The sequence below is a fragment of the Nocardioides sp. Z21_20 genome, assembly GCF_059766585.1.
In genome coordinates this window covers 13,738-33,952 of record NZ_JCBAJX010000003.1, presented here as the reverse complement: position 1 = coordinate 33,952, position 20,215 = coordinate 13,738, and the positions used below count along the sequence as shown (strand labels likewise).

Genomic DNA, 20,215 nt, shown 5'->3' with positions numbered 1-20,215 from the left:
GCTCAGCCAACCACATCGTCGGTGGGCTCGGCCCCGCTCGCGACCCGGGTCGCGAGCGGTGCCGCGATCGCGATCACCGGCTGGCTCGCCGCCACTCCCGAGCCGTCGCGGCGCCCGTTCGCCTCGGGCAGGTCCACCGGTGCGCCGCTCGCGGCCGCGGCCCGGGCGGGGGAGTGCCCGGCCCAGGCGAGCACGATCGTGTCCTCGCCGCGCAGGAACCGGTGGCAGCGCACGCCGCCGGTGGCGCGGCCCTTGGCCGGGTACTCCGCGAACGGCGTCACCTTCACCGACCCCGGCTCGGTGCCCGGCAGCGCGGTCGAGGAGCCGGAGATGGTGACCACCACGGCGTCGGCCGGGTCGACCGCGCCGAACCAGACCGCGCTCGCGCCCGCACCGAGCCGGATGCCGGCGACGCCGCCGCCGGCGCGGCCCTGCGGGCGCACCTGGTCGGCGTTGAAGTGCAGCAGTTGCGCGTCGGAGCTCACGAAGCAGAGCTCCTCGGTGCCGCTGGACAGGTCCACGGCGCCCACCAGCCGGTCGCCGTCGGCGAGCCGGATGATCTCCCAGTCGTCGCGGTTGGGCACGTCGTGGTTGACCCGCTTGACGATGCCCTGGCGGGTGCCGACGGCGAGTCCCGGCCCGTCGCCCTCCAGCGACATCAGCGCGAGCACGCTCTCGCCGGAGTCGAGGGAGACGAACTCCGCGACGGGCGCCCCGCCCTGCAGGTGGGGGTCGTTGGCGGTCGCGGGCAGCGTCGGCAGGTCCAGCACTCCCAGTCGCAGCACCCGCCCGGCGGTGGTCACCAGTCCCACCTCGCCGCGCGCGGTGGCGCGCACCGCCGAGACGATCACGTCGTGCTTGGCGCGTGACTCGCCGGCACCGGGGCTCTCGTCGGTGGTGGTGCGGGCCAGCAGGCCGCTGGAGCTGAGCAGCACGAAGCACGGGTCGTCGGCCACCTCGAGGGGGACCCCGGTGGTGGCGGGCACGCCCGCCGACTCCAGCAGGACGGTCCGACGCGGCGTGCCGTAGGTCTTCGCGACCTCGCCCAGCTCGTCGGAGACCACCTTGCGCAGCAGCTTCTCGTCGGCCAGGATCGCGTCGAGCGCCTCGATCTCGCGCTGCAGCTCGGCCTGCTCCTTCTCCAGCTCGATGCGGCTGAACTTCGTCAGCCGGCGCAGGGCCATGTCGAGGATGTGGTTGGCCTGGATCTCGGAGAGCTCGAAGACGTCCATCAGCCGCTCGCGCGCGATCGTCGCGTTGTCGCTGCCGCGGATCAGCTGGATCACCTCGTCGATGTCCAGGATGGCCACCAGCAGCCCCTCGACGAGGTGCAGCTTGGCGGCGGCCTTCTCCCGGCGGAACTGCGAGCGGCGACGCACCACGTCGTAGCGGTGGCCGAGGAAGACCTCGAGCAGCTCCTTGAGGCCCAGCGTGCGGGGCTGACCGTCGACCAGGGTGACCGCGTTGATGCTGAAGGACTCCTCCAGCGGGGTCGCCTTGTAGAGCTGCTCGAGCAGCGCCTCGGGGTGGAAGCCGTTCTTCACCTCGATGACCAGGCGGGTGCCGTTGGCCATGTCGGTGAGGTCCTTGACGTCGGAGATGCCCTGGATCTTCTTGGCCTGGACCAGGGTCTTGATCCGCTCGACGATCTTCTCGATGCCCACGTTGTAGGGCAGCTCGGTGACCACGATGCCCTTGCGGCGCGGCGTGATCGACTCGATCCGCGCGGTGGCCCGGATCCGGAAGCTGCCGCGGCCGGTCTCGTAGGCGTCGCGCACCCCGTCCAGGCCGACGATCTTGCCGCCGGAGGGCAGGTCCGGGCCGGGGATGAAGCGCATGATGTCGTCGAGGCTGGCCCGGGGGTCCTTGACCAGGTGGCGCAGCGCCTGGACCACCTCGATCAGGTTGTGCGGCGCCATGTTGGTGGCCATCCCGACCGCGATGCCGGTGGTGCCGTTGACGATGAGGTTCGGCAGCGCCGCGGGGAGCACCGAGGGCTCCATCTCGCGGCCGTCGTAGTTGGGCCGGAAGTCGACGGTGTCCTCGTCGATCGACTCGGTCATCGCCACCGCCGGCGGCGCCATCCGGCACTCGGTGTAGCGCATCGCCGCGGGGCCGTTGTCGGGGGAGCCGAAGTTGCCGTGGCCGTCGATCATCGGCAGCCGCAGCGACCAGGGCTGGGCCTGGCGCACCAGCGCGTCGTAGATCGCGCTGTCGCCGTGCGGGTGCAGGCGGCCCATCACCTCGCCGACGACGCGCGCGCTCTTCACGTGGCCGCGGTCGGGACGCAGGCCCATCTGGCTCATCGTGTACAGGATGCGCCGCTGCACCGGCTTCAGCCCGTCGCGCGCGTCGGGCAGCGCCCGGGAGTAGATGACCGAGTAGGCGTACTCCAGGAACGAGGAGCGCATCTCGTCGCCCACGTCGATGTCGAGGATGTGCTCCTCGAAGTCGTCGGGGAGCTCTTGCTTCGTGCCACGCCTTGCCATGGCACGCATTCTCCCCGGACACGCGCGCTGCTGAGCGGCGGGCACGCCGTACGGGGGTGATCCGCGCTAGATTTCGGCCGTGACCGCAGTCAACGAGGACACCGCCATCCCGGACCCGCCGCAGCACTGGGAGGCCGACGTCCTGTTGCGCGACGGGCGCACCGCGCACATCCGTCCGGTGCGCGCCTCCGACGCCGAGCTCCTCGTCGAGTTCTACGCCCGGGTCTCCGACGAGTCGAAGTACTACCGCTTCTTCACCCCGATGCCCCGGCTCTCCGCGCGCGACGTCAAGCGCTTCACCCAGGTCGACCACGACAAGCGGGTCGCGTTCGTCCTGCTGGTGGCCGGGCAGATGATCGCGATCGGCCGCTACGACGTGGTCTCCGACGGGACCGCCGAGGTCGCCTTCCTCGTCGAAGACCAGCACCAGGGCCGCGGGATCGCGCAGGTCCTGCTCGAGCACCTCGCCCAGGCGGGCCGCGAGCGCGGCGTGGAGAAGTTCGTCGCCGAGGTGCTCCCGGACAACCAGCGGATGATCCTGACCTTCCGCGACGCCGGCTACCAGGTGGTCAGCGGCTACGAGGACGGCGTGATCTCGCTGGAGTTCCCCATCGATCCCACCGAGACGGCCATCGGGGTGATGCAGCAGCGCGAGCACCGCGCGGAGTCGGCCTCGATCGAGGCGTTCTTCAACGCCCGCTCGGTGGCCGTGGTGGGCGCCAGCCGGCGCGCCGACAGCATCGGCCGGGCGATGGTGCGCAACCTGGTCACCGGCGACTTCACCGGCCGCGTCTACGCGGTGAACCCGACCGCCAAGGCCGTCTCGGGGATGCCGACCTACGCCTCGGTCAGCGACATCCCCGGCGAGGTGGACGTCGCCATCGTCGCGGTGCCCGCCGAGTCCGTGCAGGACGTCGTCCTCGACTGCGCCGCCAAGGGCGTGCACGGGCTGGTGGTGATCTCCTCGGGCTTCGCCGAGACCGGCGACGAGGGGCGCCAGCGCCAGCGCCGGCTGGTCGGGCTGGCCCGCTCCTACGGCCTGCGCCTGATCGGCCCCAACTGCCTGGGCGTGATCAACACCGACCCCGAGGTCTCGCTCAACGCCTCCCTCTCGCCGCTGATGCCGCCCCGGGGCCGGGCCGGGTTCTTCTGCCAGTCCGGAGCGCTCGGCACCGCGATCCTGGAGAAGGTCAACGGCCGCGGGCTGGGCCTCTCCACGTTCGTCAGCGCCGGCAACCGCGCCGACGTGTCCGGCAACGACCTGCTCCAGTACTGGGAGGAGGACGACTCCACCGAGGTGGTCCTGCTCTACCTGGAGTCGATCGGCAACCCGCGCAAGTTCTCCCGGATCGCGCGACGCGTCTCGCGGCGCAAGCCGATCGTCGCGGTGCGCTCGGGGCGTACGACGCAGGGTGTGCCGCGCGGGCACGCGGTCCGGGCGATCGCCGCCCCCCGCCAGGCCGTGGACGCGATGTTCCGTCAGGCCGGGGTGATCCAGGTCGACACCCTGGAGGAGATGTTCGACGTGGCCCAGCTGCTGGCCCACCAGCCGCTGCCCCAGGGGCGGCGGGTGGCCGTGGTCGGGAACTCCGACGCGCTCGGCCTGCTCGCCATCGACGCCGCGGCGTCTGTCGGGCTGGTCGTCAACAAGTCCGTCTCGCTGGGGGCCGAGGCCACCGCCGAGGACTTCGAGGACGCGCTGGACGCGGCCATCGACGACCCCGAGGTCGACTCGGTGGTGGCGGTCTACTTCCCGCCGCTGAACACCACCGGCGAGGACGTCGCCAACGTGCTGGCCGCGGTGGGCGAGCAGTCGGACAAGCCGCTGGTGTCCACGTTCCTCGGGGCGGAGGGCGTGCCCGAGCTGCTGCGGGTGCCCGACGTCGCCGGCTCCACCGCCGGGCGCGGCTCCGTGCCGTCGTACCCGGCCGTGGAGTCCGCGGTGCGCGCGCTGGCCCGGGTGGTCGACTACAGCCTGTGGCTGCGGGCCCCCGACGGCGCCCCGGTCGCCGAGGACGACCTCGACACCCACGCCGCCCGGCGGCTGGTCAGTGAGGTGCTGACCCGCCATCCGCAGGGGCGCGACCTGGCCGGGGAGGAGCTCGACGCGCTGCTCGCCGCCTACGGCATCGAGATGTGGCACACCCACCCTGTCGCCTCGCTGGCCGAGGCCCAGGCCGCGGGGGAGGCCCTGGGCTGGAACGTGGTGCTCAAGGCCACCGCGGAGCATCTGCGCCAGCGCCCCGACCAGGCGCACGTGTGGCGCAGCATCGACGACGCCGGCGAGATGGCCGACGCCTGGCAGGCGCTGAACACCGTCATCTCCGACCCCGCCCAGGCCGACTTCGTGGTCCAGAGGAACGCCCCGCCGGGGGTCCCGGTGGCGATCGGCACCATCGAGGACCCGCTGTTCGGTCCGGTGGTGTCGTTCAGCATCGCCGGGCCGCTGACCGAGCTGGTCGGCGACAAGGCCTACCGGATCCCGCCGCTGGGCGAGCGCGACGCCGCGGAGATGGTCCGCGAGGTGAAGTCCTCCCCGCTGCTGTTCGGCTACCGCGGCAGCGAGGTCGTCGACGTCGCCGCCGTCGAGGAGCTGGTGCGCCGGGTGGCGCAGCTGCAGAACGACCTTCCTCAGCTGCGCTCGCTCGACCTGCCGCTGGTGCTCGCCGGCCCGGACGGCGCCCGGGTGCTCACCGCCAGCGCCCGCGTCGAGCCGGTGGTGGATCCGCGCTCGGACTGGTTCGTGCGCAGGCTCACCGCGATGCCGGGGGACTCGCTGCAGGACTGAGCGTGGGCCGGGTGCCGGGTAGTCGCCACCGGGGTCCGGGGGGCGTGACAGACTGCACTCATGCGCAGCCGCACTGCTGATCAGGATCGTTCGTTCGAGCTCAAGGACGCGATCGACCGCACCGGGTACTACCCCGAGGTCGTCGCCGACGGGGTGAACGGCGCGGTGGCCGGCGAGCAGGTCGTCGCGTTCTACGTGCACCACGAGCCGACCATCGAGCGCGACGAGGTACGCCGTCACATCACCGTGGTCGTGCTGACCCCCTCACGTCTGATCCTGGCGCACACCGACGAGCACGCCGGCGACGACCTGCTGCCCGAGCCCTACACCTCCACCTCCACCGAGGCGATCTCGCTGAGCTCGGTGAAGTCGGTGGTGGTGACCCGGATGATCGCCAACCCGACCGGTGGCCCGACCCCGCCCGCCGAGGCCGTGATGACCATCGGCTGGGGCGGCGTGGGCCGCATCGACCTCGAGCCGGCCGGCTGCAGCGACCCCCAGTGCGACGCCGACCACGGCTACACCGGGGTGCTCGCCTCCGACGACTTCTCGCTGCGCGTCTCCGAGGCCGCCGACGGTCACGACGCGGTCGCGGGGCTGCTCGCGTTCGCCGAGCAGCTCTCCGCCAAGACCCACGGCGCCTGAGCCGCAGCGCGTGGGCCCGGGGGCAGGCAGCACCACGACCGAGCCCGAAGGGGCGTCCTTCGTCGAGCCCGCCTACCACCGGCGCTCCCTGGGCGACGTGGTTCCCGCCGTCGCGCAGGCGCTCGGGGTCGGCCCGCTGCTGCCCGACTCGCCGGGACCGGGCCTGGTGCTGCCGGGGGCGTCGTCGTACGTGGTGTTCCTCGTCGACGGTCTCGGCGCCGAGCTGCTGCGCCGCTACGCCCACTGCGCCCCGTTCCTCTCCTCGCTGCTGGAGGAGCAGCAGGACGGGACCGCGGGCGTGCCATCGACGACCGCGACCAGCCTGACCTCCCTGGGCACCGGACTGACCCCGGGCACGCACGGACTGGTCGGCTTCACCTCGCGCGTCCCGGGCACCGACCGGCTGCTGAACGCGCTGCAGTGGGACAAGCAGGTCGACCCGCTGTCCTGGCAGCCGCACCCCACCGCGTTCGCCCGGATGGCGGCCGCCGGAGTCGCCATGACGGTCGTCAACAAGCGCGACTTCCAGGGCAGCGGACTGACGCTTGCCGCCCACCGCGGGGCCGCCTACGTGGGGGCGGACCGGGTCGGCGAACGGATCGCGGCGGTGGTCGCCGCGGCGGCGGCGCGCCCGTCGCTGACCTACTGCTACGAGGGTGACCTGGACTGGACCGGGCACAAGTTCGGGGTCGCCTCGACGCAGTGGCTCCAACAGCTGCTGATGGTCGACGCGGAGGCCGAGCAGCTGCGCGAGGCGCTGCCGGCCGGGACCCGGCTGCTCGTCGTCGCCGATCACGGGATGGTCGACAGCCCGCCCGAGAGCCGCCTCGACGTGGACGAGCACCACGAGCTGCGCGCGGGCGTGAGGCTGCTGGGCGGAGAGGCGCGCTTCCGTCACCTCTACTGCGACGGCGGCGCGGTCGGCGACGTGCTCAGCGCCTGGCGCGAGGTGCTGGGGGAGCGTGCCGAGGTGCTCAGCCGCGACGAGGCGATCGCCCGCGGCTGGTTCGGCCCGGTCGAGCCGGGGGTGCGCCCGCGGCTGGGCGACGTGATGGTCGCCTGTCGCGGCGACGCGGCCGTGATGAGCAGCCGCGACTTCCCCTACGAGCAGACCCTGGTGGGGCTGCACGGCTCGTTGACGCCGGCCGAGATGCTGATCCCCATCCTGATCAGCTGACCTGCCCCGGCGTCGGGGCGCCTCAGCCGAACGGCAGCGGCTCGGGGGCCAGCGACACGGCCTTGGCCCGCGCCGCCGTGAGCCGGCGCCGGTGGTGCTGGCGGCAGAGGACCTCGTAGGCGACCTCGATCTCGTCGGGCTCGTGGCGCTCGGTGTCCCCTACGACGACGACCTCGCCCTCGGTCACCATCACCCCGTTCTCGGTGCGCGCATTGTGCGTGGCCCGCTTGCCGCACCAGCACAGCGCCTCCACCTGCAGCACGTGCATCCGGTCGGCGATCTCCACCAGCCGGGCGCTCCCGGGGAACAGGGCGGTGCGGAAGTCGGTGAGGATGCCGAACGCGAAGACGTCGATCTGCAGCTCGTCGACGATCTTGGCCAGCTGGTCGATCTGTCCGCGCGAGTAGAACTGCACCTCGTCGCAGATCACGTAGTCGATGCGTCCGCCCTGGGTCAGGGTGCGCACCACGTAGCCCCAGAAGTCGAAGTCCGGGTCGACCTCGATCGCGTCATGGGTCAGGCCGAGCCGGCTGGACAGCGTCGCCTCCCCGGCCCGGTCGTGGGCGGTGAAGATCCGGCCGACCCGCCCCCGAGCGGCATGGTTGTGGTTGGTCTGGAGCGCCAGCGTGCTCTTTCCCGAGTCCATCGTGCCGGTGAAGAATTGGAGTTCAGCCACGGGCGCAGAGTCTTTCACAACCAGCCGGGCGCCAGGTCCGGCGGTCGGGCCCGTATGGCTAGAGTCGCCGAATGGACTTCAGATACCTCGGCAACAGCGGTCTCAAGATCTCCGAGATCACCTACGGCAACTGGCTCACCCACGGCTCCCAGGTCGAGAACGACGTCGCCACCCAGTGCGTGCACGCCGCCCTCGACGCGGGCATCACGACGTTCGACACCGCCGACGTCTACGCCAACACCCGCGCGGAGTCCGTGCTCGGCGAGGCGCTGGCCGGACAGCGCCGTGAGTCCCTGGAGATCTTCACCAAGGTGTACTGGCCCACCGGGCCCGGTGGGCCCAATGACTCCGGGCTCTCCCGCAAGCACATCCTGGAGTCGATCAACGGGTCGCTGTCGCGTCTGGGCACCGACTACGTCGACCTCTACCAGGCCCACCGCTTCGACACCGAGACCCCGCTGGAGGAGACCATGCAGGCCTTCGCGGACGTGGTCCGCGCGGGCAAGGCGCTCTACATCGGCGTCAGCGAGTGGACCGCCGAGCAGATCCGGGCCGGCGCGGAGCTGGCCCGCGAGCTCGGCTTCGGCCTGATCTCGAGTCAGCCGCAGTACTCCATGCTCTGGCGGGTGATCGAGGACGAGGTGGTCCCGACCTGCCGCGAGCTCGGGCTCTCGCAGATCGTCTGGTCGCCGATCGCGCAGGGGGTGCTGACCGGCAAGTACCAGCCGGGGCAGGCGCCGCCGGCCGGGTCGCGCGCGACCGACGAGAAGGGCGGCGCGGACATGATCAGCCGGTTCATGAACGACGACGTGCTGACCCGCGTCCAGGCCCTGCGCCCGGTGGCGGAGTCGCTGGACCTGACCATGGCCCAGCTCGCGGTCGCCTGGGTGCTGCAGAACGACAACGTGGCCAGCGCCCTGGTCGGAGCCTCGCGCCCCGAGCAGGTCCACGAGAACGTCCGGGCCGCCGGCGTGCGGATCCCGCCCGAGGCGATGGCCCGCATCGACGAGGCACTCGGCGGCATCGTCGAGCGCGACCCGGGCAAGACCGCGGCGAACGCCCCGGCCACGCGTCCCACGTGAGCCCGATCGGGCGCTCCCCGCTGGTCACCCCCGCCGAGCTGGGTGACCTGCTGGGCGACGTCAGCGTCCTCGACGTCCGCTACCGCCTCGGCAGTGACGACGGGCCGCGGCAGTACGCCGCCGGGCACGTGCCGGGGGCGCTCTACGTCGACCTCGACACCGAGCTGGCCGCCAGTCCGGGCGAGGGCGGGCGCCACCCGCTGCCCGACCCGGCCCTGTTCCAGGCGGCGATGCGCCGTGCGGGCGTGGAGGGCGCCCGTCCGGTCGTCGTCTACGACGACTGGTCGAGCCATGCGGCCGCCCGGTGCTGGTGGCTGCTGCGCTTCCACGGGCACGGCGACGTCCGGGTGCTCGACGGCGGCTGGCGCGCCTGGGTGGAGGACGGCGGAGAGGTCGCGGTCGGCGAGGTCGGACCCGGCCGGCCGGGCGACTTCGTCGCGCGGCCCCCGGCCATGCCGGTGGTGGCCGCCGACGACCTCGCGGGCGTGGACGTGCTCGTCGACGCCCGGGCCCCCGAGCGGTTCCGCGGGGAGGTCGAGCCGGTGGACCCGGTGGCCGGGCACATCCCGGGCGCCGTCAACGTCCCCACCGCGCGCAACCTGGACCCGCGGGGCCGCCTCCTCCCGGCCGCGGAGCTGGCCGCCCTGTACGCCGAGGTCGGCGCCGTCGGTGGGGCCGAGGTGGCCGCCTACTGCGGCTCCGGGGTGACCGCGGCGCTCGACGTGCTCGCGATGGAGCTCGCCGGGGTGCGCGCCGCGCTGTACCCGGGCAGCTGGAGCGGCTGGATCACCGACCCGGGGCGCCCCGTCGAGACGGGGCCGGGCGCCGGGCCGGCGCGCTAGCCGGTCAGTCGCTCTTGCCGCCGCCGAACATGATCTCGTCCCAGCTCGGCACCGAGGCGCGACCACGGCTCTTGCGCACGGGGCGACGGGCGGGCTGCTCGGTGCTCTCGTCCTGGGCCGGCGGCTGCTCCTGGGGTGCCTGAGGCTGGCTCTCACGAACGGCGCGGCGGCTCTCCGGCGCGACGGAGGGCTGCTCGGGCATCGTGGGGCGCCCGCGTCCCGCGCGCACCCGGGCGGCGGTCTCGGTGAGGTCCAGCGTGGACTCCTCCGGGCCGAGCACGTCCGTCGCGTCGGCCGGCTGGCCGGTGGCCCGGTCGGGGGTCTCGTCGGCCTGCTCCGGCGCGGGGTTGACCAGGTCGATCACGTCGTCGCCCAGCTCGGGCTGCTGGCGTCCCTCGCGCTGTGCCGGGGCTCCGGAGCGCTGCATGCCGCGCAGCTCGTCCTCGGCGAAGGGGAGCTGGTCCTCGCCGTCGGCGACCGCGCTCAGCCGCCGCTCGCGCGCCTGGCTGAGGTCGTCGCGCGAGGGCGCGGGAGCGGCGATCGGCTCGCCGACGAGCCACCGGGCGTCGTCGTTCTCGGCGACCACGTAGTTGCCCGGGAGGTCGAAGACGTAGGTCGCGGCGCCGCTGCGCCGGCCCGCGGCGTACGACGCGGTGAGCGTCCAGCGCCCGTCGTCGCGGCGCCAGGCGTCCCACTGCACCGAGGTGGGGCTCACCCCGTCCGTGCGCAGCTGTGCGGCCACCGCGTCCCCGAGGGTGCGCGCGCCGTGCTCGCCGGACTTGCGGCGCACCGAGGAGCGCTGGGCGCGGTCGGCGACGTGCTCCCGCTCGGCGAGCACGGGGCCGGCGTAGATGAGGATCTTCTCGACGCTGCTGCCCGCCGCGTCGGCGACGTCCTGGGGCGACTCCCCGGCTCGGATCCGGGCCTGGATGTCGCGGGGGCGAAGTGCGCTGTCCATCTTGGTCTCCAACTGGCCTGGGCGTGCGTTGTCGCCGCGCAGGGCGGCCCGGAGTCGCGCGTCGACGTCGAGGGTGAACTCGAGGCCGGCGTCGTCGGAGAGCAGCAGGCGCGCGCCGTTGTCGCGCACGCCGAGGAGCGTGAGATGCCTCATCGACTCCTCCTGCTCCTGCCTGGTCACGAGACTGTCCGCTGCCCTCGGCACGGGGCTGTGCTGAGTCATGGTCACCTCTCGTCTGCGTGCACCGACGTCTCCGGTGGGGCGAGCCTACGCCAGCGGAGGCGCGGCTCGGCACAGCGTGCGCGGCGTGCCCGGGAGGTAACCTCCGCGAGTGCCCAACTTGTGCCCGCCGCGGCTCCGGCCGCGTCCCGTTCCGCCGACGGCGGTGTGGTGACGATGCTCGTCGTCCTCGAGCTCGTGGGCATCTTCGTCTTCGCCATCTCCGGCGCGCTGGTGGGGGTCCGCAAGGAGCTCGACATCTTCGGGATCCTGGTGCTGGCCGGCACCACCGGCCTGGGCGGCGGGTTCCTGCGCGACGTGCTGATCGACGCCACGCCGCCGGCGGCGCTGCTCGACTGGCGCTACCTGATGGTGCCGGTGGCGGCCGGGGTGCTCACGTTCCTGTTCCACCCGGCGGTGGGCCGGATGGAGCGGCTGGTCAACGTCTTCGACGCGTTCGGGCTCGCCCTGTTCTGCGTCACCGGGGCGCTCAAGGCTCTCGACTACGGGCTGGGCCCGGTCCCCGCGGCGCTGATGGGCATGGTCACCGGGATCGGCGGCGGGATGCTGCGCGACGTGCTCGCCGGACGGGTCCCCGACATCTTCCGCGGACCGCTCTACGCGACCCCCGCGCTGACCGGCGGGGGGATCGCGGTCGCCGGCGTCGAGGCGGGGCTCCCGCTCGGACTGGTCGCCCTGCTCGGCGGCGGGGTGTGCCTGGTGTGGCGTCTGCTCGCCATCTGGCGCAACTGGCAGGCGCCCCGGCCCCGGGGCCCGGCCAGCGTCTGAGCCGGCCAGCGTCTGATCGGCCAGCGTCTGATCGGCCAGCGTCTCCAGTGACGGCTGCTCAGCTGCCCAGCACGCGCCGCAGGTAGTCGTTGGCGAAGACCCGGTCCGGGTCCAGCCGCTCGCGCAGCGCCAGGAAGTCCCCGAACCGGGGGTAGGCCGGGGCCAGGTCGTCCGCCGTGCGGGTGTGCACCTTGCCCCAGTGCGGGCGACCGCCGTGGGCGAGCATCACCTGCTCGACGGCGCCGAAGTAGGCGGCGTGGTCCACGTCGCGGTGGGTGTGGAAGGCCAGGTAGACCGAGTCCTGGGCGTAGGCGGTGGACAGCGCCACGTCGTCGGCCCGGGCCACCCGGATCTCGACCGGGAAGCTGATCCGCCAGCGCGACGCCTCGATCACCCGGCGCGCCTCGCGCAGCGCCGCGAGCCCGGCGGCGCGCGGCACGGCGTACTCCATCTCGCGGAAGACGACGTCGCGCGGGGTGGTGAACACCCGGTGTGCCACGTCGCTGTAGCGGCGCTCGCTCAGGGCCCGCGCCGAGACCTGGTTCAGCACCGGCACCACCCGGGGCGCGAGGTTCGCCCCGGCGCCCAGCGCGCCGAACACGGTGTTGGAGAGGAATCGGTCGTCGAGCCACTCCCGCCAGCGGGGGAGGGGAGCCGCCTCGGCCGGCTCCGCGTCGAGCCGGTCGTTGGTCTTGGTGAGCACCCGATCGGTGTGCGGGAACCAGTACATGTCCACGTGGTGGTGCTCGGCGACCCGCTCGTCGAAGCCGCCCAGGCCCTGCTCCCAGGTCATCGGCTGCTCGTGCGCCTCCAGCACGAAGAGCGGCTCCACGGCGAAGGTCACGGTGGTGAGGATCCCGAGGGCGCCCAGACCGACCCGCGCCAGGTCGAAGACCTCGGGGTTCTCCTCCCGGCTCGCGCGCAGCACCTCGCCGGTGCCGGTGACCAGCTCGAGCGCCGCCAGCTGCCCGGCGAGCCCGGCGACGACGCCGCCGGTGCCGTGGGTGCCGGTGGACACCGCCCCGGCCAGCGTCTGCTCGGCGATGTCGCCCATGTTGTGCAGGCTCAGCCCGTGCCGCTCGAGCTCGGCGTTGAGCCTCTTCAGCTGCGTGCCGGCGCGGGCGGTCACGGTCATCGCGGCCCGGTCGATCTCGACGATGCCGCTCATCGCGCCGGGGCGCAGCAGGGTGTGGTCAGGCGCCGAGATCGCGGTGAAGCTGTGCCCGGTGCCGGCCATCTTCACGGTGGTCCGCTCGGCGCGGGCGCGCTCCACCGCGGCCACCACCGCCGCGGTGTCCACCGGGGTCTCGACGCGCCGCGGGTGCGCCGACTCCAGTCGCGACCAGTTGCGCCAGGTCTCACCGCTCACGACCGTCTCCTCCACGTGGTCCCGCCTCCGGGCCGAGGCCCTGCGGGGGCAGCGTAGTGCTCGCCAGCCGGTGCGCGTCGCTGTCCGCGCCCGCCGGCGTACGCCGGGTGGCCAGCGCCGCGGCGGCGCCCAGGGCCCCGGCGGCCGTCGCGACGAGGAAGGCGGCCGAGGCCCCGTGGGCGTCGGCGACCGCACCGGCCACGGCCGCCCCGGGCGCCACCCCGGCGGCCATGCCGGTGGAGAGCACCGACATGCCCTCGGTGAGCCGAGCGGCCGGCACGCTGCGCTCGGTGGCGGCCAGGGAGGCGATCAGCGTGGGCGAGATCGCCAGACCGCCCACCAGCAGCACCACCCCCAGCAGCGGCAGCGAGCCGATGAAACTCAGCGGCGCCAGGGTCAGCGCCAGCGCGACCGTCCCCCAGCGGACCCGGATCGCCGGGTCGCCACGCCAGTGCACGGCGCCGGTGAGGATGCCCGAGGTCATCGACCCCAGCGCCCACAGTGCGAGCAGCACACCGGCCATCTGGGGAGCGTCCACCTCCTCGGCGAACGCGACCGTCGACACCTCGGTGGCCCCGAACAGCCCGCCCAGCGCCAGCGAGACGACGGTGAGCGGGATGATCGTGCGCCACGGCATCGCCGGACGTGGCCCGCTGGCGTGGTCGTGGCGGTGCGGCGGGGGCTGGGTGCCGCGCTGCGCGGCGAGCACGAAGGTGCCGACCAGCCCGGCCAGGACCGCCACGGCGAGTCCCGCCACCGGGTGCCAGGCCACCGCCAGGAAGGTGACCAGCACCGGGCCGAGCACGAAGATCGTCTCGTCGACGACGGCCTCGAGGGCGTAGGCGGTCTGGACCTGGGCGGGGTCGGACAGCACGTGCGACCACCGGGCCCGCACGCACGACCCGATCTGCGGGTACGCCGCACCGGCCACCGCGGCGCAGGCGTGCACCAGCACCAGGGACGCGCCGCTCTCGACGCTCCAGACCAGGGCCGCCATCGCCAGCGCGAAGACGACCACCGCGGCCGGCAGCGCCCGGTGCTGGCCCCAGCGGTCGGCCAGGCGGCCGTGCAGCACGGCCAGCGCCGCGTTGGCCAGCACGTAGGCGGCCGAGACGCTGCCGGCGACCCCGTAGGAGCCGCGGTCGGCCGAGACCAGCAGGACGATGCCCAGCCCCATCGTGGACACGGGCAGCCGGGCGACGAGGCCGGCGAGGCAGAAGGCGCGCGCTCCGGGGACCGTGAGCACCCGACGGTAGGTGGTGAGCATGGCGAGCGCGAGCGTACGACCCGTCCCCGTCGTGGGCCGCATTGTCGAGCGCTCCTACGATGTCGACATGAGTTCCGACGCCCGCCCCTACGACGCTCTGCTGCTGCTCTCCTTCGGCGGGCCCGAGAAGACCGAGGACGTGGTGCCGTTCCTCGAGAACGTGACCCGGGGCCGCGGGATCCCGCGCGAGCGGCTCGAGGAGGTCGGCGAGCACTACTTCCTGTTCGGCGGCAAGTCGCCGATCAACGACCAGAACCGCGCCTTCCTGCGGGCCCTGCGCGCCGACCTCGACGAGCACGGCGTCGACGTCCCGGTCTACTGGGGCAACCGCAACTGGGAGCCCTACCTGAGCGACACGCTGCGCCAGATGGCCGCCGACGGGCACCGCCGGATCGCGGCGATCTTCACCTCGGCGTACTCGTCGTACTCGGGGTGTCGGCAGTACCGCGAGGACCTGGCCGCCGCGGTGGCGTCGCTGCGTGAGGAGGACCCGGACGCATCGCAGCTGCAGATCGACCGGCTGCGGATGTACTTCAACCATCCCGGGTTCGTCGACGCCAACGTCGACGCCACCCTCGCCGCGCTCGACGAGCTGCCCATCGACGTGCGCGACGAGGCCCACCTGACCTTCGTCACCCACTCCGTCCCGGTCACGATGAACGACGGCGCGGGCCCCGACGGCGGCGCCTACGTCGCCCAGCACGAGGACCTGATGGCCGAGATCGTGGCGCGCGTGCAGGAGCGCACCGGCCGCCGCCACGACCACGCCCTGGTCTACTGCTCGCGCTCCGGCGCGCCGCACATCCCCTGGCTCGAGCCCGACGTCAACGACCACCTGCGCGAGCTGGCCGAGGCCGGCACCCCCGGCGTGGTGATGGCGCCGATCGGGTTCGTCTCCGACCACATGGAGGTCATCTACGACCTCGACACCGAGGCGATGGCCACCGCCGAGGAGCTGTCCCTGCCGGCCGCGCGCGCCGCCACAGCCGGGACCGACCCCCGGTTCGTGGCCGCCGTGCGCGAGCTGCTGCTCGAACGGGCCGCCGCCGAGCGCGGCGAGCAGCCGCAGCGCGCCGTCTGCGGCCGGCTGGGCCCGGTCTGGGACCGCTGCGCGGTGGACTGCTGTCCGAACCCGCGGGCACCCCGCCCGGTGCTGGCGGGCGTCGACGACCCGAGCGTGGCGAGCGCGTGAGCCCGGCCGCCGGACCGGACCGTGACGCCCTGGGCGGCGAGCTGCTGGAGGTCGCCCGCCGCGCCGCGCGCGAGGCCGCGGCGCTGGTGGCCCAGCGTCGTGCCGCGGGGGTCAGCGTCGCGGCCACCAAGAGCAGCTCGGTCGACCCGGTCACCGAGGCCGACCGGGCCAGCGAGGAGCTGCTGCGCCGGGTGATCGCGGCCGCGCGACCCGACGACGCCTTCCTCGGCGAGGAGGGCGGGGAGCGCGACGGCGCCGCAGTGGGCACCGGGGTGCGCTGGGTGGTCGACCCCATCGACGGCACCGTGAACTTCCTCTACGGACTTCCCGAGTACGCCGTGTCGGTGGCCGCCGAGGTCGACGGCGAGGTGGAGGCGGGCGTCGTGCTCAACGTCGCCACCGGCGTCGAGTACTGGGCCCTGCGCGGCGGCGGCGCCTGGCGGGACGGGGCCCCGCTGTCGGTGCGCGCCGCGGCGCCGCTGGAGCAGCGGTTGGTGCTGACCGGGTTCAGCTACGACGCCGAGCGCCGGGTGCGCCAGGCGGGCGCGGTGGGCCGGCTGATCGGCCGGGTGCGCGACATCCGCCGGATGGGTTCGTGCGCGCTCGACCTGTGCCACGTGGCGGAGGGGAGCGCCGACGCCTACGTGGAGGAGGGCGTCAACCTGTGGGACCACGCCGCCGGGGCGCTGGTGGCGCGCGAGGCCGGAGCGCGCACCGAGCTCCTGGCGGGCGCGGGTGGCGCCGAGCTGCTGCTGTGCGCGCCGGCTCACGGCTTCGCGGAGTTCCGCTCGGCGGTCCTCGAGGCGGGCTTCGCGGCGGCGTCCGCGGAGTAGCTCTGCACCCGGTGGAGAGGGAATAGCGCCGAGCGTGCTTGCGTTGGTCGATCGACGGGCACCGGATGTAGGACCCCCCGAGGCCATGGTGCACAATCTGGCGCCGGGCAACCAGACTTTCTGCAGACCTGCTCATAGGAGTGGATGACGATGGCGACTGACTACGACGCACCGCGCAAGAACGAAGAGGACCAGAGCGAAGAGAGCATCGAGGAGCTCAAGGCCCGTCGTCACGACAAGAACTCCGGCAAGGTCGACGAGGACGAGGCCGAGGCCGCCGAGTCGTTCGAGCTGCCCGGCGCCGACCTCTCCCACGAGGAGCTCGCCGTCGAGGTGAAGCCGCGCCAGGACGACGAGTTCACCTGCATGAGCTGCTTCCTGGTGCACCACCGCAGCCAGCTCGTCGACGCCGAGAACCTGATCTGCCGCGACTGCGCCTGAGCCGCGCAGGGCTCGCACGCACGAGACCACAAGGGCCGCCACCCGGCAGGGTGGCGGCCCTTCGTGCGTCCGTGGCCGAACCGGCGCCGATCAGTAGGCGGTGGCGCCGTTCTTCTTGGAGTCCTGGTCGTCCTTGACCAGGTCGGGCGGCAGGTGGCCGGTCGAGCGGGTGTAGTAGTCGGCCGCCTTGCGGGCGGCGAGCATCCGGGCGATCGCGATGATCGTCCCGCTCGCGGCCGCCCACATCACCGCCTCCCACAGGTCGACGTCGGGGTCGGCCGGGTTGGCGGGAGGGTTCTTCCCGGTGGCGGTGCGCCACGACGTGTTGAGGGCCTTCTTCGCGACCGCGGCGCCGAGCAGCGCCGATCCGAGCGAGAAGACCGACCAGATCTTGGAACCCGATGCCATCGGTCCTCCTGTGAGTGCGGCCAGGGCTGGCCGAGGGTGGGGAATGTCGTTCTTGCGCAGACCTCACACTACCCAGCCGGCGGCCGGCTCATGCGTGGCTCAGCCGCCGTGCGAGGCGCGGGCGACGTTGCGCGCCGCGGCCAGCACCGTGGCGAGGCGCTGGGGGTGGCGGGTGCTGACCAGCCAGTACGGCGTGGGGTCGGCCGGGTCTTCGATGGCCACGCGCACCGAGCGCTTGAGGTAGGGCCGCAGGACCAGGTGCGCGCGAGCGTCGGCGTCGCGTCCGGCGATCAGCCGCGTCTCCTGGGCGTCGAGCTGCTCCACCGGCCCGATCAGCCGCACCGGGATGTGGGCGGAGCCGGCCCGGAAGACCCCGTCCGCCACGCTCACCCGCGCTGCGCCGTACGACGTGAGCGAGAGGACCAGCAGCAGCACCATCACGGCCGTGGCGCCCCACGCGGCAGCCGCCGGCATGGCGACGATGACGGCCAGCCACATGCTGGCCACCAGCATGGTTCCCTGGACCCACCACCGCAGCGGGACGGTGAGCCTCTCTGCGTACTCCACGCTTAGATCCTGCCACTCGGCTCCGCGCGGTGAAGCATCGGGTGGCGTGGACGCGGGCCGGGATGGGACAGCCAGGAGGCCGTGCCGACCCGGGTTGGATAGGGTCGTCGGGCCATGACCCAGACCCCGCCGCCGAGCCCCTCGGTCGACCAGCGCCAAGCCCGCCCGGAGGCGGGTGATGTCGAGGTGAGGCTGGTCCGGCTCGACCGCGAGCTGCCCGCCCCCGCCTACGCCCACCCCGGCGACGCGGGCGCGGACCTGATGACCACGATCGACCTGACCCTGGCGCCGGGGGAGCGGGCGCTGGTGCCGACCGGGATCGCGATCGCGCTCCCGCTCGGGTTCGTCGCGCTGGTCCACCCACGCTCGGGGCTGGCCGCGCGGCACGGGCTGTCCATCGTGAACACCCCCGGGACCGTGGACGCTGGTTACCGTGGGGAGATCAAGGTCATGCTGATCAACCACGATCCGGCCACCCCGGTGGAGCTGCGTCGCGGCGACCGGATCGCCCAGCTGGTCATCCAGCGGGTGGAACGGGCCGCGTTCCTCGAGGTGGACCGGCTTCCCGACTCCGATCGTGGCGCCGGGGGTTACGGTTCCACCGGCGGTTTCGGTCCGCTCTGACCTGCCGCACCCGATCGAGGAGTCACAGTGAAGTTCCGTCGCAAGTCCCAGCAGGTCGAGACCGACCCGGCCGAGCCGCAGACGCCCGCGACCGGGCCGGGGTCTGACGACGCCGCGTCGGCCGAGCCGGGCAGCGCGCAGTCGGGCGAGAGCGAGGTGCGTCCGCGTGACGTCGACGAGATCGATCTCGCCGACGGGGTGCAGCGCATCGACCTGGGCTCGCTGCTGATCACTCCCTCGCCGGGGCGCGAGCTGCGCCTGCAGGTGGACGAGAAGACCAAGGCGGTTCAGTCGGTGGTCATCGCCGCCCCCGACGGCGCGCTGGAGCTGAAGGCGTTCGCGGCGCCGCGCGGTGGCGGCCTGTGGGACGACGTCCGCCCCCAGATCGCCGCCGACATGACGCAGCGCGGCGGCACGGTGACCGAGCAGGAGGGACCGTTCGGCACCGAGCTGGCCTGTCAGCTCACCGTGCGTCGCGCCGACGGCACCACCGCCGTCCAGCCGTCGCGGATCATCGGCTTCGACGGCCCCCGCTGGCTGCTGCGCGCCACGCTGCTCGGCCGCCCGGCCGTCGACCCCGAGGCCGCCGCTGAGTGGGAGGCCACGATCTCGGGCGTCGCCGTGCGCCGCGGGGCGGTCGCCATGCCGGTGGGCGACGCCCTGGCCCTGGTGATGCCGGCCAACGCCCGGCGCAGCAGCGAGTAGCGCCCGCGATGAGTCCCGAGAGGAGCCCGCTGCGTCGGCGGATCAGCCGGTGGGCCAGCTCCAGCGACCAGGAGGCCCGCGAGCTGCGCAAGACGCACAGCGAGCCGGGCGGGATCTCCATCGCGCTGGCCCCGGACCGTGAGCGCGTCCGGCTCCGCGGGACCCTGCGCACCGTCACCCTGCGCCCGCGAGGCGGCGCGCCGGCCCTCGAGGCGGAGCTCTACGACGGTTCCGGGGTGCTCACCCTGATCTGGCTCGGGCGCCGGCGGATCGCCGGCATCGCCCCTGGGCGCGCCCTGCAGGTCGAGGGGCGCATCGGCGTCCAGGAGGGCGTCCGCGTGATGTTCAACCCCCGTTACGAGCTGCGCCCATGAGCCAGCCCGAGCGCGACACACCCCCGGCGGGGGCCCCGGAGCCGCAGGCTGCGGCCTCGCTCGACACGGTCGAGGCGGTGGTGCGTCAACAGCTCTCGCGCGCCCTGGGCGGCCGGCGGGGGATGATCGAGGCGGCCGTGCCCACCGTGCTGTTCACCGCGACGTGGCTGCTGGGCGACGACCTGCGGACTGCGCTGCTGGTCAGCCTGCTGGTCGCCGGCCTGCTGTTGGTGGTGCGCGTGGTCCAGCGCTCCACCACCCAGTTCTGCCTCAACGCCATCTTCGGCATCGGCATCGGCTGGCTCTTCGTGCGGATGTCGGCAAGCTCCGGAGGCAGCGCAGACGACCAGGCGCTGGCCTACTTCCTGCCCGGGATCCTCTACAACGGCGGGTACGCCGTCGTGCTCGGCCTGACCTGCGTGATCGGCTGGCCGCTGGTCGGCTTCATGGTCGGCAGCGTCACCGGTGACGCCACCGCCTGGCACCGTGATTCGCAGGTGGTGCGCCTGTGTTCCCGGCTGACCTGGGTGCTGGTGGTGCCGTGCGCGCTGCGCGTGCTGCTGCAGGCCCCGATCTGGTGGGCAGGCTCCTCGGGCGCCCTGGAGGCCGACACCGCGGTCGCGGCACTGGGCATCCTCAAGATCGCGCTCGGGTGGCCGCTGCAGCTGGCGTCGCTGGCGACGATGGCCTGGCTGCTGAGCCGGAACCGGACGCCGCTCAGCACCGCGGGCTGAGTGCTCCGCGGCTGAGTGCCGGGCTGAGTGTTCCGC

20 protein-coding genes are annotated in these 20,215 nt (G+C 73.4%); 13 read left to right on the top strand and 7 right to left on the bottom strand.

Annotated elements, in window-relative coordinates:
- Nucleotides 1-2: 2 nt before the first annotated feature.
- Nucleotides 3-2,489 carry a DNA gyrase/topoisomerase IV subunit A gene (locus AC6EH9_RS06630; protein ID WP_498421715.1) on the bottom strand — a complete coding sequence of 829 codons (2,487 nt, stop codon included), beginning with the start codon at nucleotides 2,487-2,489 and terminating at the stop codon, nucleotides 3-5.
- A 79-nt stretch (nucleotides 2,490-2,568) separates the two neighbouring features.
- Between AC6EH9_RS06630 and AC6EH9_RS06625 the strand changes: the two genes are divergently transcribed.
- Genes AC6EH9_RS06625 through AC6EH9_RS06615 form a run of 3 tightly spaced genes read left to right on the top strand, consistent with a single transcriptional unit; the run spans nucleotide 2,569 to nucleotide 7,099 of the window.
- Complete coding sequence (locus AC6EH9_RS06625) at nucleotides 2,569-5,277, top strand: bifunctional acetate--CoA ligase family protein/GNAT family N-acetyltransferase (protein WP_498421714.1); 2,709 nt, start codon at nucleotides 2,569-2,571, stop codon at nucleotides 5,275-5,277.
- Between the two features lie 60 nt (nucleotides 5,278-5,337).
- Complete coding sequence (locus AC6EH9_RS06620) at nucleotides 5,338-5,922, top strand: DUF5998 family protein (protein WP_498421713.1); 585 nt, start codon at nucleotides 5,338-5,340, stop codon at nucleotides 5,920-5,922.
- Nucleotides 5,923-5,932: 10 nt separating this feature from the next.
- Nucleotides 5,933-7,099, top strand: a complete 1,167-nt coding sequence (locus AC6EH9_RS06615) for an alkaline phosphatase family protein (protein ID WP_498421712.1) — start codon at nucleotides 5,933-5,935, stop codon at nucleotides 7,097-7,099.
- 22 nt (nucleotides 7,100-7,121) lie between these two features.
- On the opposite strand, the gene AC6EH9_RS06610 is transcribed toward AC6EH9_RS06615, so the two are convergent.
- Complete coding sequence (locus AC6EH9_RS06610) at nucleotides 7,122-7,775, bottom strand: thymidine kinase (RefSeq protein WP_498421711.1); 654 nt, start codon at nucleotides 7,773-7,775, stop codon at nucleotides 7,122-7,124.
- A 71-nt stretch (nucleotides 7,776-7,846) separates the two neighbouring features.
- On the opposite strand from AC6EH9_RS06610, the gene AC6EH9_RS06605 reads away from it, so the two are divergent.
- Nucleotides 7,847-8,857, top strand: a complete 1,011-nt coding sequence (locus AC6EH9_RS06605; protein WP_498421710.1) for an aldo/keto reductase family protein — start codon at nucleotides 7,847-7,849, stop codon at nucleotides 8,855-8,857.
- On the top strand, nucleotides 8,854-9,699 hold the full coding sequence (locus tag AC6EH9_RS06600) for a sulfurtransferase (RefSeq protein WP_498421709.1): 846 nt from the start codon (nucleotides 8,854-8,856) through the stop codon (nucleotides 9,697-9,699). Before AC6EH9_RS06605 ends, AC6EH9_RS06600 begins: the two co-directional genes overlap by 4 nt.
- 4 nt (nucleotides 9,700-9,703) lie before the next feature.
- On the opposite strand, the gene sepH is transcribed toward AC6EH9_RS06600, so the two are convergent.
- On the bottom strand, nucleotides 9,704-10,810 hold the full coding sequence (gene sepH / locus AC6EH9_RS06595) for a septation protein SepH (protein ID WP_498421708.1): 1,107 nt from the start codon (nucleotides 10,808-10,810) through the stop codon (nucleotides 9,704-9,706).
- A gap of 243 nt (nucleotides 10,811-11,053) precedes the next feature.
- On the opposite strand from sepH, the gene AC6EH9_RS06590 reads away from it, so the two are divergent.
- A complete protein-coding gene (locus tag AC6EH9_RS06590) occupies nucleotides 11,054-11,665 on the top strand; it encodes a trimeric intracellular cation channel family protein (protein WP_498422254.1) in 612 nt (203 codons plus the stop codon).
- Between the two features lie 58 nt (nucleotides 11,666-11,723).
- Here AC6EH9_RS06590 and AC6EH9_RS06585 read toward each other — a convergent pair whose 3' ends face one another.
- Nucleotides 11,724-13,034 (bottom strand): D-arabinono-1,4-lactone oxidase, encoded by a 1,311-nt coding sequence (locus AC6EH9_RS06585; protein WP_498421707.1) that lies wholly within the window; start codon nucleotides 13,032-13,034, stop codon nucleotides 11,724-11,726.
- Nucleotides 13,024-14,301, bottom strand: coding sequence for an MFS transporter (locus AC6EH9_RS06580; protein WP_498421706.1), 1,278 nt, complete (start codon nucleotides 14,299-14,301; stop codon nucleotides 13,024-13,026). The genes AC6EH9_RS06585 and AC6EH9_RS06580 overlap by 11 nt, the downstream gene beginning before the upstream one ends.
- Before the next feature lie 67 nt (nucleotides 14,302-14,368).
- Here AC6EH9_RS06580 and AC6EH9_RS06575 point away from each other — a divergent pair, with 67 nt between their 5' ends.
- The 3 genes from AC6EH9_RS06575 (at nucleotide 14,369) to AC6EH9_RS06565 (ending at nucleotide 16,767) form a co-directional block, all read left to right on the top strand.
- Entirely contained in the window at nucleotides 14,369-15,493 is a 1,125-nt protein-coding gene (locus AC6EH9_RS06575) for a ferrochelatase (RefSeq protein WP_498421705.1), read from the top strand.
- Nucleotides 15,490-16,326, top strand: coding sequence for an inositol monophosphatase family protein (locus AC6EH9_RS06570; RefSeq protein ID WP_498421704.1), 837 nt, complete (start codon nucleotides 15,490-15,492; stop codon nucleotides 16,324-16,326). Before AC6EH9_RS06575 ends, AC6EH9_RS06570 begins: the two co-directional genes overlap by 4 nt.
- 150 nt (nucleotides 16,327-16,476) lie before the next feature.
- A complete protein-coding gene (locus AC6EH9_RS06565; RefSeq protein ID WP_498422252.1) occupies nucleotides 16,477-16,767 on the top strand; it encodes a DUF4193 domain-containing protein in 291 nt (96 codons plus the stop codon).
- Nucleotides 16,768-16,857: 90 nt separating this feature from the next.
- Here the strand turns inward: AC6EH9_RS06565 and AC6EH9_RS06560 are convergent, their stop codons facing one another.
- Nucleotides 16,858-17,175, bottom strand: a complete 318-nt coding sequence (locus AC6EH9_RS06560; RefSeq protein WP_498421703.1) for a DUF4235 domain-containing protein — start codon at nucleotides 17,173-17,175, stop codon at nucleotides 16,858-16,860.
- A gap of 99 nt (nucleotides 17,176-17,274) precedes the next feature.
- Nucleotides 17,275-17,742: a DUF3093 domain-containing protein gene (locus tag AC6EH9_RS06555; protein ID WP_498421702.1), complete on the bottom strand. Its 468-nt coding sequence runs from the start codon at nucleotides 17,740-17,742 to the stop codon at nucleotides 17,275-17,277.
- A 114-nt stretch (nucleotides 17,743-17,856) separates the two neighbouring features.
- Between AC6EH9_RS06555 and dut the strand changes: the two genes are divergently transcribed.
- From dut to AC6EH9_RS06535, 4 genes are read left to right on the top strand one after another with little or no spacing between them, the layout of a single operon-like run.
- Entirely contained in the window at nucleotides 17,857-18,366 is a 510-nt protein-coding gene (gene dut / locus AC6EH9_RS06550; protein WP_498421701.1) for a dUTP diphosphatase, read from the top strand.
- Nucleotides 18,367-18,393: 27 nt separating this feature from the next.
- Nucleotides 18,394-19,071: a DUF3710 domain-containing protein gene (locus AC6EH9_RS06545; protein WP_498421700.1), complete on the top strand. Its 678-nt coding sequence runs from the start codon at nucleotides 18,394-18,396 to the stop codon at nucleotides 19,069-19,071.
- An 8-nt stretch (nucleotides 19,072-19,079) separates the two neighbouring features.
- The gene (locus tag AC6EH9_RS06540) at nucleotides 19,080-19,445 is read left to right on the top strand and encodes an OB-fold nucleic acid binding domain-containing protein (protein ID WP_498421699.1); all 366 of its coding nucleotides are present in this window, start codon (nucleotides 19,080-19,082) and stop codon (nucleotides 19,443-19,445) included.
- A complete protein-coding gene (locus tag AC6EH9_RS06535; protein ID WP_498421698.1) occupies nucleotides 19,442-20,179 on the top strand; it encodes a DUF3159 domain-containing protein in 738 nt (245 codons plus the stop codon). Before AC6EH9_RS06540 ends, AC6EH9_RS06535 begins: the two co-directional genes overlap by 4 nt.
- The last annotated feature ends 36 nt before the right edge of the window (nucleotides 20,180-20,215 follow it).